This window comes from Celeribacter ethanolicus, from assembly GCF_002407265.1.
Classification (GTDB): domain Bacteria; phylum Pseudomonadota; class Alphaproteobacteria; order Rhodobacterales; family Rhodobacteraceae; genus Celeribacter; species Celeribacter ethanolicus.
The window spans coordinates 708,842-723,041 of the sequence record NZ_CP022196.1; the positions used below are offsets into that span (position 1 = coordinate 708,842).

Annotated in this window: 12 protein-coding genes; 6 read left to right on the top strand and 6 right to left on the bottom strand. The window is 60.6% G+C overall.

Going from position 1 to position 14,200, the window contains the following annotated elements; all coding sequences use genetic code 11:
- Positions 1-374: 374 nt before the first annotated feature.
- A complete protein-coding gene (locus tag CEW89_RS03530) occupies positions 375-1,124 on the bottom strand; it encodes a helix-turn-helix transcriptional regulator (protein ID WP_066709863.1) in 750 nt (249 codons plus the stop codon).
- A 96-nt stretch (positions 1,125-1,220) separates the two neighbouring features.
- Positions 1,221-1,655, bottom strand: a complete 435-nt coding sequence (locus CEW89_RS03535; RefSeq protein WP_066709860.1) for an Lrp/AsnC family transcriptional regulator — start codon at positions 1,653-1,655, stop codon at positions 1,221-1,223.
- A gap of 123 nt (positions 1,656-1,778) precedes the next feature.
- Between CEW89_RS03535 and rocF the strand changes: the two genes are divergently transcribed.
- Both rocF and CEW89_RS03545 read left to right on the top strand, forming a co-directional pair.
- The gene (rocF, locus tag CEW89_RS03540; protein ID WP_096804924.1) at positions 1,779-2,708 is read left to right on the top strand and encodes an arginase; all 930 of its coding nucleotides are present in this window, start codon (positions 1,779-1,781) and stop codon (positions 2,706-2,708) included.
- The gene (locus CEW89_RS03545) at positions 2,708-3,775 is read left to right on the top strand and encodes an ornithine cyclodeaminase (RefSeq protein WP_096807118.1); all 1,068 of its coding nucleotides are present in this window, start codon (positions 2,708-2,710) and stop codon (positions 3,773-3,775) included. The genes rocF and CEW89_RS03545 overlap by 1 nt, the downstream gene beginning before the upstream one ends.
- Positions 3,776-3,790: 15 nt before the next feature.
- Here CEW89_RS03545 and CEW89_RS03550 read toward each other — a convergent pair whose 3' ends face one another.
- The 3 genes from CEW89_RS03550 to CEW89_RS03560 form a co-directional block, all read right to left on the bottom strand.
- A complete protein-coding gene (locus tag CEW89_RS03550) occupies positions 3,791-5,197 on the bottom strand; it encodes a Glu/Leu/Phe/Val family dehydrogenase (protein WP_066709857.1) in 1,407 nt (468 codons plus the stop codon).
- Positions 5,198-5,278: 81 nt separating this feature from the next.
- Positions 5,279-6,733 (bottom strand): NAD-dependent succinate-semialdehyde dehydrogenase, encoded by a 1,455-nt coding sequence (locus CEW89_RS03555; RefSeq protein ID WP_096804925.1) that lies wholly within the window; start codon positions 6,731-6,733, stop codon positions 5,279-5,281.
- 1 nt (position 6,734) lies between these two features.
- Positions 6,735-8,021 carry a 4-aminobutyrate--2-oxoglutarate transaminase gene (locus CEW89_RS03560; protein WP_096804926.1) on the bottom strand — a complete coding sequence of 429 codons (1,287 nt, stop codon included), beginning with the start codon at positions 8,019-8,021 and terminating at the stop codon, positions 6,735-6,737.
- 145 nt (positions 8,022-8,166) lie between these two features.
- Here CEW89_RS03560 and CEW89_RS03565 point away from each other — a divergent pair, with 145 nt between their 5' ends.
- The 4 genes from CEW89_RS03565 (at position 8,167) to CEW89_RS03580 (ending at position 13,374) form a co-directional block, all read left to right on the top strand.
- Complete coding sequence (locus CEW89_RS03565; RefSeq protein ID WP_066709850.1) at positions 8,167-8,736, top strand: cupin domain-containing protein; 570 nt, start codon at positions 8,167-8,169, stop codon at positions 8,734-8,736.
- Between the two features lie 479 nt (positions 8,737-9,215).
- Positions 9,216-10,601 carry an aspartate aminotransferase family protein gene (locus CEW89_RS03570; protein ID WP_096804927.1) on the top strand — a complete coding sequence of 462 codons (1,386 nt, stop codon included), beginning with the start codon at positions 9,216-9,218 and terminating at the stop codon, positions 10,599-10,601.
- A 7-nt stretch (positions 10,602-10,608) separates the two neighbouring features.
- Complete coding sequence (locus tag CEW89_RS03575) at positions 10,609-11,910, top strand: NAD(P)/FAD-dependent oxidoreductase (protein ID WP_096804928.1); 1,302 nt, start codon at positions 10,609-10,611, stop codon at positions 11,908-11,910.
- Between the two features lie 24 nt (positions 11,911-11,934).
- A complete protein-coding gene (locus CEW89_RS03580; RefSeq protein ID WP_096804929.1) occupies positions 11,935-13,374 on the top strand; it encodes an aldehyde dehydrogenase family protein in 1,440 nt (479 codons plus the stop codon).
- 9 nt (positions 13,375-13,383) lie between these two features.
- Here the strand turns inward: CEW89_RS03580 and CEW89_RS03585 are convergent, their stop codons facing one another.
- Positions 13,384-14,049: a GntR family transcriptional regulator gene (locus CEW89_RS03585; RefSeq protein ID WP_096804930.1), complete on the bottom strand. Its 666-nt coding sequence runs from the start codon at positions 14,047-14,049 to the stop codon at positions 13,384-13,386.
- Positions 14,050-14,200: the final 151 nt, after the last annotated feature.

Genomic DNA, 14,200 nt, shown 5'->3' on the forward strand with positions numbered 1-14,200 from the left:
TTTTCATGGCTCATGGTGACATGCGGCGTGACATGCGGCGGTTCGGCTGACGCGTCGATGGCGAGGCAGAAGAGTCGAGGCAAAAGAAAAGGGTGGCTCAAAAAGAGCCACCCTATGCGGGACAAAAACCTTGGATGAGGGACCCCGCAAAACTCATACAAACAAAAAGGACCGCACGGTTGAGTATAAACCCGCGGCCCTTCATAGAAGCATCGGTAAGCCGAATGACCCTGGCGATCCCGTACCCCCCCGTCCCAAAGGCCAAGCCTCGAAAGCCGGAACAATCTCATTTTGTTCCTCTCTCAACCAGAACGAAAGTACGCAATTCCATACCTTTTGGTTGATTTTATCCGTGGACGGCCTGGCGGCGGGGGTCAGAAGGTAAAAATTTGGTTGTGTAATGAAGCCTTTAGCACCGCCTGTGCCGTGGTTTCCACCCCCAGAGCCTCACGGGCGAGTCGCAGGTGTTTCTCCACCGTAGCCTTGTTCAGGCCCAGAATCTGGGCCGTATCGGCGACTGTTTTGCCATCGCTGATCCATTCCAGCACCTCGCGCTGGCGCTTGGTCAGCATGCGTTTCGGCAGCGGCATGCTGATCAGCTTCAGATGTGCAATGCCGCACAGGATCTCAATGTCCTCGCCATGCACCCCCCAGATTTCATCTGCTTCGGCCTGTGTGCCGTTGAACGGCTCCAACGACATGCCAATCGCACCCTTGGCCCGTTTCAGCGAATGCGGGAAGGCGATGGTATAGCCAGCGGTGACGCCGGAGGCCTGATTGAAGGCCACCACCTCACGCTCTTTCTCGGTAAAGCTGGCATGGTTCGCGCCGATCCAGTCCCAGGAACAACACCCTGAATTCTCCACCGCCCAACGGACCATCGGGCCGTGGCGATACCGGCCCTCAAGGAAATAGCCCTTCATGTAGTCCGGGCCGAAATTCGTCAGGAAGAGGTGGTCGTTGTCGTCACCGAACCCGGAATCGGTATGAAACCGCGTGAAACCGTAGAGCACATGATGAAAGCCGACCGTTTTCAGTCGTCTCAGCAAGGGGTCCCAGACCTCCTGGACCGTGGTCGCGTAGAGGATCTTCTGGACCTGATTGTGAATGCTCGTGTCCCCCATGCATTGAAATTAAGTAGAAATTACAAGCCGCGCAAGACATCCCGCGAGGTCAACCCGATGCCCAAATACTGTACATTGACGCACGGTTGCTGTGCATCACCCCACAACATGGGCCAGAAGAAGACAGCTTTCCGAGGTCACCACGCCGGGAATTTCACGAATCTCGCGCAGGATCCGGTCGAAATTCACGAGGCTGTCGGTGCGGATGTCGACGACCAGATCCCAGGCGCCATTGGTCGCGAAGACCGTGGAGACGCCCGGGATACGGGTCAGGGTGCGGATCACCTGGCGCGACATCTTGCCTTGCAGCGCCACAAGCGTGATCGCCCGCACCTCGCCCTCGACATCCACATCGGTCTCGATGGTGAAGCGCCGGATATGCCCGTTCGCCACCAGCGCGTCGAGCCGCGTGCGCGCGGTGCTGCGCGACAGGCCGGTGTCCTGCGCCAGTTCGGTGATCGACAATCTTGCATTGCGCCGCAGCGCCCCCAGGATGGCACGATCGCTGTCTGTCAGGGCGGGGATGTTCATTTTGACCTCATAATTAGTCATTTTGTATAAAACTAACGCCATAACGATCAAATTATAAGTCACAACTTTCATGGAACCGGCGCATACTGCGAAAAACGCACATCCTCACAAAGGTCTTCGCAGATGATGAAATCCACCGTTCTCCTTGGCGTTCCGGTCGAGACCGGCGCATCGCAACGCGGCTGTCTCATGGGGCCGGCAAGCCTGCGCACCGCCGGGTTGCCGGAGACACTCCAGGCGCTCGGCTGGTCGGTCGAGGATCGTGGCGATATCGAGATCGCGCCGCAGGAGAACATGCCGCATGCCAACCCTGCGGTGCACAACCTCGCCGAAACCCGCGCCTGGATCGCGGCTTTGGAGCCCGCCGCCTATGAGGCCGCACGCGACAGCCGTCTGCCGATCTTCATGGGGGGCGATCATTCCATGTCGGCGGGCACGGTGCCCGGCATCGCCCGCCACGCCGCCGAGGAGGGCCGACCGCTCTTCGTGCTCTGGCTCGATGCGCACCCGGATCTGCACACGCTCGACACGACCGAGAGCGGCAATCTGCACGGCACGCCGGTGGCCTATTTTACCGGGCAAGAGGGCTTTGAGGCCTATCCGGCCCTCACCGATTCCGTCGCCCCTGAGCATATGTGCTTCATCGGCATTCGCTCCGTCGACTCGGCGGAACATAAACGCATTCAACGTCTTGAAATGGATGTTCAGGACATGCGAGCGATTGACGAGACCGGGGTTCTGGTGCCGCTTCGGGCGTTTCTCGACCGGGTGCGCGGCGCAAACGGGCGGTTGCATGTCAGCTTCGATGTCGATTTTCTCGACCCCGGCATCGCGCCGGCCGTGGGCACAACGGTGCCGGGTGGGGCGACCTTCCGCGAGGCGCATCTGATCATGGAAACCCTGGGTGACAGCGGGCTGGTCGGCTCGCTTGATCTGGTGGAGTTGAACCCGTTTCTCGACGAGCGAGGGCGTACGGCGAAACTACTCTGCGATCTGACGGCGAGCCTGTTCGGTCGCCGCGTTCTCGACCGCATGACCCGGAGTTTCGGATGATGAATCTGCCTGCCTCCTCGAACCTGGCCCCTTCGGAGCTCGCCTATGTGCCTTTCGTCTCTGTCGCCAACATTATGCGTCTCGTGCATCATGTTGGAATTGAAAGATTTCTCAGAGACTTGGCGGGGCATATCGAAGCGGATTTCAAACGCTGGCCCGAATTCGACAAAACCCCGCGCGTGGCGTCCCATGTCCCCGGTGGCGTGATCGAGCTGATGCCGACAGCCGATGACACGCTCTACGGGTTCAAATATGTCAACGGTCACCCGAAGAACACGAGGACCGGCCATCAGACGGTCACGGCCTTTGGAGTTTTGTCCGAAGTTTCTACGGGTTACCCGGTGTTACTCACGGAAATGACAGTTTTGACGGCGCTGCGCACGGCGGCGACTTCGGCGCTTGTCGCCAAATACCTCGCGCCTACGGGAGCAGAGATCATGGCGATGATCGGCAATGGTGCGCAATGCGAATTTCAGGCCATGGCCTTCCGCGCGCTCTGCGGCATCAACCGGCTACGCCTCTATGACATCGACCCGACGGCGACCGCCAAGGCGAAACGCAACCTCGAAGCGCAAGGCTTTGAGATCACGACATGTTCCAGTGCACAGGACGCGGTGATCAGCGCAGAGGTGATCACCACATGCACCGCCGACAAGCAATATGCTACGATCCTGACAGACAACATGGTCGGACGTGGGCTGCACATCAACGCCATCGGCGGCGATTGTCCGGGCAAAACGGAGCTGCATCCGGATATTCTCCGGCGTGCCGGGATTTTCGTGGAATACCCTGAGCAGACCCGGATCGAGGGCGAGATTCAACAGCTTCCGGAAGATCACCCGGTGACCGAGCTTTGGCAGGTCATGCGGGGAGAGACCGAAGGGCGGCGCGACGCGGCGCAGCTCACGCTGTTCGACAGCGTGGGCTTTGCCATAGAAGATTTCTCGGCGCTGCGCTACGTGAGAAATCTCATACAAGGCACTAATTTTGCGGAAAATCTCGATATGCTTGCCGATCCGGACGACCCGCGCGATCTGTTTGGCATGTTCGAGAGAGCGGCGCGTTGACCCTCTGTATTCTCCTCAGCCACCGATCCCCAGCGCCTGATAAATCTCGGCCAGACGGCGCACGGCGATGATATAGGCGGCGGTGCGCAGATCGGGAATGTCGTCGGAGCTGTTCCAGAGCCGGGACATCTCGCCATAGGCGGAGCGCATCTTGTCGTCGAGCCCCGAGCGCACCAGATCAATTTCCCGTGCCCCGTCGAGGAAGCTCTCCGCGCCTTCGGGAAACTGATGCCCGGTCATGCTCTCGATCTGGCGTGCCAGCATGCGGTTGCCCTGTTCGTCGCGCCGGCGTTCCATCAACCCGAAGGGAATATGGGTCAGGTTCTTGACCCATTCGAAATAGCTCACGGTCACGCCGCCGGCATTGGCGTAAAGGTCGGGGATGATCACCACGCCGCGCTCGCGCAGGATTTCGTTGGCGGCATAGGTGATCGGGCCGTTGGCGGCCTCGACAATCAGCTTTGCCTTGATTTCATGGGCGTTCCCGTCGTGGATCGCGCTTTCAAGCGCCGCCGGAATGAGAATGTCGCAGGCATCGCTGAGCGCGGAGCCACTGTCGTATTCGCCGCCCGAGAACCCGCTTATGCCGCCGGTTTCCAGCATATGGGCCTTGAGCGCCTCGATGTCGAGGCCAGCCGGATTGCGCAGCGAGCCGTCGCGCTCGACCACCGCCACGATCTTGCAGCCATCCTCTTGGCTAAGGAATTTTGCCGCGTGATAACCGACATTTCCAAGCCCCTGAATGATCACCGTGCGGCCTTTGAGGTCCGCCGGCAGGCCGGTTTTCGCGATGTCTTCCGGGGTCTGGAAGAACACCTGCGTGGCGTATTGCACGCCCCGCCCGGTGGCTTCGACCCGGCCCTCGATGCCGCCCATGGCAATTGGTTTCCCGGTGACACAGGCATTGGCATTGATGTCATTGGACTTCATCCGGCGGTATTCGTCGGCGATCCAGATCATCGTCTTCTCATTGGTGCCGACATCCGGGGCCGGGACGTTCTGCGAAGGGCTGAGGAAATCGTGCCGCGCCAATTCCTGGGCGAACCGCCGGGTGATGCGCTCGAGCTCATGCGGGGCCCATGCGCTCGGGTCGATCTTCAGCGCGCCCTTGGAACCGCCGAACGGCAGATCCATCAGCGCGCATTTGTAGGACATGAGGGCGGCGAGTGCCTCGACCTCTTCGTGATTGGCATAGGGGGCATAGCGAATGCCCCCCTTGGCCGGGCTGGGGTGATTGGAATGAACGGCGCGCCAGCCCTCGAACGTATGCATCTTGCCACGCAGCCGCACCCCGAAGCGGGTCGTCAACGTAGTGTTGCAGACCGAGATTTTCTCCGCCAGCCCCTCTTCGAGCGACAGCAATTTGGCCGCATCGTTGAACATATTGGTGACATCGGCGAGAAACCCGTGACTGGTGGCCATGAAAACGCTCCGTAAGATCCTTGAGTGATGTGAAAAGGGCGGCCACACATTTCCCCGTGGCCGCCCGTCTTCGATGATATATCAGGTCAACCCGCCGAAGCAGAGGTTCTTGATCTCGAGATAATCGTCCATGCCGTATTTTGAGCCTTCGCGGCCCATGCCGGACTGTTTGACGCCGCCAAACGGGGCCATTTCCGTGGAAATCGCACCGGTGTTGATGCCGACCATGCCGCTTTCCAGCGCCTCGCCCACACGCCAGGTGCGGTTCAGGTCAGAGGTGTAGAAATAGGAGGCCAGCCCGAATTCGGTCGCGTTGGCGAAGGCGAGCGCCTCCTCCTCGGTCTCGAATTTCACCAGCGGCGCCAGCGGGCCGAAGGTTTCCTCGCGGGCGACCTTCATCTCCTGCGTCACGCCTTTGAGAAGCGTCGGTTCGAAGAAGGTCTGGCCGAGGTTCGAACGATTGCCGCCGGTGACCACTTCCGCGCCTTTCTCGACCGCATCCGCAATATGGCTTTCGACCTTCGCGACCGCCGCCGCATTGATCAGCGGGCCGGTGTTGACGCCTTCGGCGAACCCGTCGCCAAGGGTCAGGCCATCGAGCGCTTTCGCCAGTTTCGCGGCGAATTCATCATAGATTCCGGACTGAACATAGATGCGGTTGGCACAGACGCAGGTCTGGCCGTTGTTGCGGAATTTCGCAAGCATGCAGCCCTCGACCGCCGCGTCGACATCGGCATCGTCGAACACCACGAAAGGCGCATTGCCGCCCAGTTCCATGGACATTTTCTTGACCGTCCCAGCCCCCTGTGCGAGCAGAATTTTCCCCACGCGGGTCGAGCCGGTGAAGGTGATTTTCGCCACTTTCTCGTTGGCGCACATCTCCTGGCCCATGCCTGCGGCGTCGAGCCCTGTCAGCACGTTGAACACGCCGGCGGGCACGCCCGCGCGCTCTGCCAGAACGGCAAGAGACAGTGCGGAGAGCGGCGTGAACTCGGACGGTCGTGCCACCATGGTGCAGCCGGCAGCAAGGGCAGGGGCCATCTTGCGCGCCAGCATGGCGTTCGGGAAGTTCCACGGCGTAATGGAGCCGACCACGCCCACCGGTTGCTTGACGATCACCATACGTTTGTCGTTTGTCGGCCCCGGGATCATGTCGCCATAGATCCGCTTGGCCTCTTCCGCGAACCATTCGACATAGGACGCACCGTAGAGAATTTCGCCACGGGCTTCGGCCCAGGGCTTGCCCATCTCGGCGGTGAGGATCGTCGCCAGATCGTCGGCATTCGCGACCATGAGATCGAACAGCCTGCGCAGGATCGCGGAGCGTTCCTTGACGCCGGTCGCGGCCCAGGCCTTTTTCGCGGCATGGGCGGCATCAATCGCCATGGCCACATCTTCCGCCGACAGGTCGGTGACATGGGCGATCACCTCTCCGGTGGAGGGGTTCTCCACCGGGAAGGTGTTTTTGCCTTCGACCCAGACGCCATTCACATAGGCGCGGGTTTCCAGAAGGGTTTTATCGTTCAGCTCACGCATCTCAGAGTCCTTTTGCCGCTTTGGCAGCGTTTTCGAGGATATCGAGCGCTTCTGCAAACACATCGTCCTGAATGGTGATCGGCGCGAGGAAGCGGATCACGTTGCCATAGACGCCGCAGGTCAGCAGAAGCAGGCCACGGTTAAGCGCCTCGACCCGGATCGCATTCGCCAGTTCCGGGGCAGGGGTGCCGTCGGCGTGGCAGAATTCGGCCGCGACCATGAAGCCCGGACCGCGCACTTCGACGATCTCCGGCACATCGGCTTTCAGCGCTTCGAGACGGGCTTTCAGCGTATCACCGAGCGTATTGGCGCGGTCGCAAAGCTTTTCTTCTTCGATGACGTCGAGCACGGCGTTCGCCGCCGCAATCGCCAGCGGGTTGCCGCCATAGGTGCCGCCCAGACCGCCCGGACCGGCCGCGTCCATGATCTCGGCCTTGCCGACCACGGCAGAGATCGGGAAGCCACCGCCAAGGCTTTTCGCCATGGTGGTGAGATCCGGCGCGATGCCGTAAGCCTCCATCGCGAACACGGTGCCGGTGCGGGCAAAGCCGGTTTGCACCTCGTCGGCGACCATCACGATGCCCTTATCGTCACAGAGCTTGCGAATACGTTCGACGAATTCTTTCGGGGCCGGGTTGAAGCCGCCTTCGCCTTGCACGGGTTCGAACACGATGGCCGCGACTCGGGCCGGATCGACATCCGCCTTGAACAGGTGCTCGATGGCATTCAGGCTGTCGTCAACGGAGATGCCATGCAGCGCGTTGGGGTAGGGCGCGTGGAACACGTCGGCGGCCATTGGGCCGAAACCGACTTTGTACGGCACCACCTTGCCGGTCATCGACATGGTCATGAAAGTCCTGCCATGGAAGCCGCCGTTGAAGGTGATCACCGCCGATCGACCCGTGGCCGCACGCGCGATTTTCACGGCATTTTCAAGTGCTTCTGCGCCAGTCGTGACAAAGAGGGATTTCTTGTCAAAGTCCCCAGGAGCCAGCGCGTTCAGGCGCTCGGCGAGACGAACATAGGGTTCATAGGGCACCACTTGGTGGCAGGTATGGGTGAAGGAGGCGAGCTGCTTCTCGACCGCTGCGATGACCTTCGGGTGGCGGTGGCCGGTGTTCAGCACGGCGATGCCGGAGGCGAAGTCGATCAGGCGATTGCCATCTTCGTCCCAGATTTCCGAGTTTTCCGCTTTCACCGCATAATGGTCGGTGAGTACGCCCACGCCGCGGGCCAGAGCCGCCTTGCGACGGGATTCGATTTCGGTATTTGCAGTCGATTTCAACATGATCTGTCCTTTCAGGGCGCCGATTTGGCGCGATGTTCTGTGCCTTGCTCCTGAGATTAGGGGTTTTATTATTTTCAAAAAGTCTGTTTCTTTATTTTTGTAACACATTGTATTACGGTGATAGCTCACAACTGTTTGGTCGATAATGAACACCCACAACACCTCCGACGATCTGGCCCTCGGCCACCGGCTGCGTGTCGTGCGCGAACGCGCGGGCCTGTCTCAACGCACTCTGGCCAAGAAGGTCGGTGTGCCGAACTCGACCATTTCGCTCATCGAGAGTGGCAAGATGAACCCGTCGGTCGGCGCGCTGCACAAGATCCTCGCGGGGGTACCCATCGGACTGTCGGAATTCTTCGCCATCGAACCCGTGGCCGAACAGCAGATCTTCTACGCCGCCGAGGAGCTGACCGAGATCGGCAAAGGCAAGGTCTCGCTCAAACAGGTCGGGCAATCGCTCTTTGGTCGGGCGATGATGATGCTGCGCGAACGCTACGAGATCGGCGCGGACACCGGCCGTGTGATGTACGGTCATGAGGGCGAAGAAGCCGGAATCGTGATTTCCGGCCGTGTCGAGGTGACCGTGGGCGATCAGCGCAAGATCCTCGGACCGGGCGATGCATATTACTTCGAAAGCCGCACACCGCACCGTTTCCGCCAGATCGGACCGGAACCCTGTGAAGTGGTAAGCGCCGCGACGCCACCGAGTTTCTGATGGAATATTAAGGGATTACGAGCAATATCTCATCTTGGTATTTGTATATATTATACATAATACCAATTATCAGACAATTTCAGATTGGTCCAACTTCCCCGAAAACGCGGTTCCGCCACGTCTACGTTAGGACGTCGCACAGTATGGACGATCTCCGCAGAACGCATGATCGAAGCCAGTGCCCCTGGTCCGACGTATACACAAACCCTGCGCGATCATGGCGTTACAGGCTGCGATCCCCGGCTCTGGTCAGTGTTGAAGACGCTATCGCAGAACCGTTGCTCAATCCTTTGGCGCAAAGTTGTGCACACAGCCCCCTGAGTGTGTCTGCACAACGGCTCATGCTTGACCGCCTCATAATTTGATCATATTTTTCCAAAGACGGATCAAAACGATCCCCGACCCGTCATGGCCACCCGGTATTGCTCCCCTCTCGGGTGCGATGCCCTCGAACGGTCCGGCGATAAAGGATAAAGACCATGCAAGACAACCACCTGCCCACCGCCGAGCTGCAAGCGCTCGATGCCGCTCACCATATGCACCCGTTCACCTTCGGGGCTGAACTGGCTGAGAAAGGTGCGCGCATCATCACCAAGGCCATGGGTGTCTGGCTGACCGACAGCGAAGGCGAAGAAATTCTCGACGCCATGGCGGGCCTGTGGTGTGTCAATGTCGGCTACGGGCGCGAGGAACTGGCCGATGTGGCGGCGCGCCAGATGAAGCAACTGCCCTTCTACAATACCTTTTTCCAAACCTCGCACGTCCCCGCGATCATGCTGGCGAAGAAACTCGCCGAGATTGCACCGGGCGATCTGAACCATGTGTTCTTCAACGGTTCCGGATCGGATTCCAACGACACCAACCTGCGTATGGTGCGGCATTATTGGGAGCTCAAGGGCCAACCCGAGCGTTTCAACGTGATCTCGCGCTGGAACGGCTATCACGGCTCGACCATGGGCGGTGGTTCTCTCGGCGGGATGAAAGGCATTCACGCTCAGGGCGGTCTGCCGATTCCCGGCATTCACCACATCGACCAACCCGACTGGTGGTCCGAAGGCGGCGACATGACGCCCGAAGACTTCGGTTTGCAACGCGCGCAGGAGCTTGAGGCGAAAATTCTCGAACTCGGACCCGAAACTGTCGCCGCCTTCATCGCGGAACCCGTGCAAGGTGCCGGTGGCGTGATCGTGCCGCCCGCCACCTATTGGCCGGAAATCCAGCGCATCGTGAAAAAATACGACATCCTGCTGATCGTCGATGAGGTCATCACCGGCTTTGGCCGCACCGGCAACTGGTTTGGCAGCCAGACCATGGGCATCACGCCCGACATCATGACCTGCGCCAAGGGCATTACTTCCGGCTATATCCCCTTGGGCGCCTCCATCGTGTCCGACAAGATCGCCAATGTGATCGACGAGGGCGACGAGTTTGCCCATGGCTACACCTATTCCGGCCATCCGGTGGCCTGTGCCGTGGCGCTCGAAAACATCCGCCTTCTGGAAGAGGAAGGCATCGTCGAGCGTGCGGGCAAGGAGATCGCGCCCTATCTCAAGGAAAAATGGGAAGCGCTGGTCGATCACCCGCTGGTCGGCGAGGCCAAGATCGTCGGCCTCATGGGCTCCATCGCCCTCACCCCGAACAAGGCCACGCGGGCGAAGTTCAAGGCCCCCGGGGGCACGGTCGGCTATATTTGCCGCGAGCGGTGTTTCGCGAACAATCTGGTGATGCGCCATGTCGGCGACCGGATGATCATCTCGCCGCCGCTGACCATCACCAAGGCAGAGGTCGACATTCTCATCGACCGCGCGCGCAAGTCTCTTGATGAAGCGCTGGAGCGGATCAATGCGGAGGGGCTGAACGCCTGAGTTCCGTATGGACATCCTGACCTATAACGACCGCTTGGGCGAACATCCGCAATCGTGGTACGCCGCCACAGCGGAGACGCCCGGCCCCTACCCGGCTGCCACCGGCACGATCAAGGCCGATGTCTGTGTTGTCGGTGGCGGCTATGCGGGGCTGTCGGCGGCGCTGCACATGGCACGGCGCGGGCTCGACGTGGTGCTTCTGGAGGCGTCGCGCGTCGGCTCCGGGGCTTCGGGGCGCAATGGCGGTCAGGTGTCGATGGGACAACGGCTCGAACAAGACGAGCTTGAGACTCATGTCAGCATGGATGACGCGCGGATGCTCTGGGATCTGGGCGCCGAGGCCGTGAGTCTGGTCAAAACGATCCTGTCCGAGAGCGGGGATGACTGCGACTGGCGCGATGGCGTGATCCACGCCAACCATCGCGCGCGGTTTTCCGACCATTCGCAAAAGCATGTGGATCACATGCACAAGGTCTACGGCTACGACAAAATCCGCTACCTCGACCGCGATGCGGTGCGCCATGAGACCGGGTCTGAGGACTATCATTCCGGCACGCTCGATATGGGGTCCGGTCATCTGCACCCGCTGCGCTATGCCTTCGCGATTGCACGTCTGGCCGAGGCCGCAGGTGCGCGCCTTCATGAGCTGTCGCGGGCCACCAAGGTCGAGACCAAAGGCAAGCCGCGCATCCATACCGATCAGGCCGTCATCGAGGCCGATCACCTGATCCTTGCGCTCAATGGCTATCACAACAATCTCGACCATGACGTTGCGCATCACGTCATGCCGATCAACAATTTCATCGCGGTCACCGCCCCCCTGCCCTCGGGTCTTGCCGCCAAGCTGATCCCGAACCGCCATGCCGTCGCGGACTCGCGTTTCGTGATCAATTACTACCGCATGTCGCCCGACAACCGGATGATTTTCGGCGGCGGTGAGAGTTACGGCTATAAGTTTCCGACCGACATTCGCGCCAAAGTCCGCGCGCCGATGCTGGGTGTTTACCCGGAGCTGAAAGACGCCAAACTCGACTACGCCTGGGGCGGCACTCTGGGCATCACCATGTCCCGCCTGCCGCATTTCGCGCGCCTCGGGCCATCGTCGATCTCCATCGCCGGATTCTCCGGTCAGGGCGTCGCTTTGGCCACGCTCGCGGGCCAGATCGCGGCGGAGGCGGTCGAAGGTCAGGCGGCGCGGTTCGATCTGATGCAATCGCTGCCCAGCCCGCGCTTTCCCGGCGGGCCGAGCCTTCGGACGCCGCTTCTGGCGCTGGCGATGACGTGGTATGCTCTGCGCGACAAGATATAAAAGACAACAGGATAAGAGGCGAAAATGACGGAATTGAAAACCGACAGGTTCTATATCGACGGGGCTTGGGTAGCGCCTCTGGGCAGCACCATGGTGGACGTGATCAACCCGGCGACCGAAGAGGTCTTTGCCGAGGTTGCCCTGGGAACCAAAGCCGATGTCGATGCCGCCGTGGCCGCAGCAAAAGCCGCCTTCCCGTCCTTTTCGCACAGCACGAAATCCGAACGCCTTGAGCTTCTGGCCTCAATCCGTGAGGTCTATCAGAGCCGCTACGACGAGATGTCCGCCGCGATCACCGAGGAAATGGGGGCGCCGATTTCGCTTTCGGACCGGGCGCAGGCCGCCGTTGGCATCGGCCATCTCGATGGCGTGGTGAAAGCGCTCGAAGCCTTCGACTTCGAACATCGCAACGGGCCGGGCGATCTGATCCTGCATGAGCCGATCGGGGTTTGCGGCTTTATCACGCCGTGGAACTGGCCGATCAACCAGATTGCTTTGAAGGTGATCCCTGCCCTCGCCGCCGGTTGCACCATGGTGCTGAAACCCTCGGAACTCACCCCGATGAGCGCACTGCTCTATGCCGAGATCCTTGAGGAAGCGGGCCTGCCGAAAGGCGTGTTCAACCTCGTCAATGGCGACGGGCCGACGGTGGGCGCTGCGATCTCGTCGCACCCGGATGTGGCCATGGTGTCCTTCACCGGCTCGACGCGTGCGGGTGTGGAGATTTCCAAAGCCGCCGCCGCGACCGTGAAACGCGTGACGCTGGAGCTTGGGGGCAAATCGCCGAACATCCTTCTCGACGATTGCGATTTCGAGGAGGCGGTGAAGCGCGGCGTGCGCCATTGCTTCCAAAACACCGGCCAGTCCTGCAACGCACCGACGCGTATGCTGATCCCGCAGAGCCATTACGAGACCGCGATGGAGATCGCCAAAGAGGTCGCCGAGAGCACGAAAATCGGCCTTCCCGCCCAGCCCGGCAATCACATCGGCCCGCTCGTGTCGCAGATGCAATACAATCGGGTGCAAAGCCTCATTCAGGCCGGGATCGAAGACGGTGCGCGGCTCGTCGCGGGCGGTCTGGGCCGGCCCGAAGGGTTCAACCGTGGCTATTTCTGCCGTCCGACCGTGTTCGGCGATGTGACCAACGACATGCGCATCGCTCAGGAAGAGGTGTTCGGTCCGGTTCTGGTGATGATCGCCTATGACGGCGACGACGAGGCGGTGGAGATTGCCAACGATACGCCTTACGGCCTCGCCGCCTATATCCAGACCGGCACCAGCGAGGACAGCCAAGCCCGCGGCATGGCCATGGCGCGCGAAATTCGTGCGGGCATGGTGCATCTGAACGGTTCGGATATTTCCTACGGCTCGCCCTTCGGGGGCTACAAGCTGTCGGGGAACGGTCGTGAGGGCGGCATTTACGGCATCGAAGATTTCTGCGAAATCAAGGCGATTTCCGTATAATCTCAACTTTTACGTGAACTCTTCTGTTTCGGCGACAATGGCGCGAATATTCTCCATCCCCTGAAGAATATCGCGCCGCACTGCCTCCGCCACGCCCTGACTGTCGTGACGCTTCAGCGCCTCGATCGCCACGCGGTGCATGTCGGGCAGGTTCTGGTTGCCGAACCGCGTGCACATCACCCGAAGCGCCGGACCGCAGCGCAGCCAGAGCGTGTCGATGATCGGGCTGATCACCTCGCTCCTGCCCGGGGCGTAAAGCTGCATGTGAAACCGGTGGTTGTAGATCATATAGCCGCGCATGTCGCCTTGCCCCATGGCGACGTCGATCTCGCGGTCCACCGCCACCAGAGCCTCGATCCCCTCCTCCGTCATCCGCTCCGCGCCACGGCGTGCCAGTTCCGGCTCCAGAGCCAGACGGGCGAAAATCAGATCGTCCACCTCGGAGAGTGTCAGCGCCGGGACCGTCACCCTACGGTTGCCGTGAAAAATCAGCGCGCCTTCCGAGGTCAGACGCCGGATCGCCTCACGCACTGGCGTCATGCCCGCGCCGAGCCGGTCGGTCAGCCCCTTGATCGTTACCGGTTCGCCGGGGACGAGATCGCCGGACAAGATCAACTCGCGAATGCCGCGATAGGTCCGCAAATGTGCGGGTTCCTTGAAATAAAGATCCGTCATGCTCCGCCCTGATCCGCCACCTGTCGAAATTTGCTCAAATCATCTGAGCACAGGTTGACGGGGCTCGGCAAGAGAGGCGGATTTTTCTTCGCATTTTCAGTGCGGAAAAGCACCGACCCTTGGCGGGACCGGTGCTTCTCTGCTCATTTCT

Bases quoted from the DNA above. Each gene is read 5' to 3' on its own strand.
- CEW89_RS03530 (WP_066709863.1), bottom strand. From the start codon at position 1,124: ATGGGGGACACGAGCATTCACAATCAGGTCCAGAAGATCCTCTACGCG.
- CEW89_RS03535 (WP_066709860.1), bottom strand. From the start codon at position 1,655: ATGAACATCCCCGCCCTGACAGACAGCGATCGTGCCATCCTGGGGGCG.
- rocF (WP_096804924.1), top strand. From the start codon at position 1,779: ATGATGAAATCCACCGTTCTCCTTGGCGTTCCGGTCGAGACCGGCGCA.
- CEW89_RS03545 (WP_096807118.1), top strand. From the start codon at position 2,708: ATGAATCTGCCTGCCTCCTCGAACCTGGCCCCTTCGGAGCTCGCCTAT.
- CEW89_RS03550 (WP_066709857.1), bottom strand. From the start codon at position 5,197: ATGGCCACCAGTCACGGGTTTCTCGCCGATGTCACCAATATGTTCAAC.
- CEW89_RS03555 (WP_096804925.1), bottom strand. From the start codon at position 6,733: ATGCGTGAGCTGAACGATAAAACCCTTCTGGAAACCCGCGCCTATGTG.
- CEW89_RS03560 (WP_096804926.1), bottom strand. From the start codon at position 8,021: ATGTTGAAATCGACTGCAAATACCGAAATCGAATCCCGTCGCAAGGCG.
- CEW89_RS03565 (WP_066709850.1), top strand. From the start codon at position 8,167: ATGAACACCCACAACACCTCCGACGATCTGGCCCTCGGCCACCGGCTG.
- CEW89_RS03570 (WP_096804927.1), top strand. From the start codon at position 9,216: ATGCAAGACAACCACCTGCCCACCGCCGAGCTGCAAGCGCTCGATGCC.
- CEW89_RS03575 (WP_096804928.1), top strand. From the start codon at position 10,609: ATGGACATCCTGACCTATAACGACCGCTTGGGCGAACATCCGCAATCG.
- CEW89_RS03580 (WP_096804929.1), top strand. From the start codon at position 11,935: ATGACGGAATTGAAAACCGACAGGTTCTATATCGACGGGGCTTGGGTA.
- CEW89_RS03585 (WP_096804930.1), bottom strand. From the start codon at position 14,049: ATGACGGATCTTTATTTCAAGGAACCCGCACATTTGCGGACCTATCGC.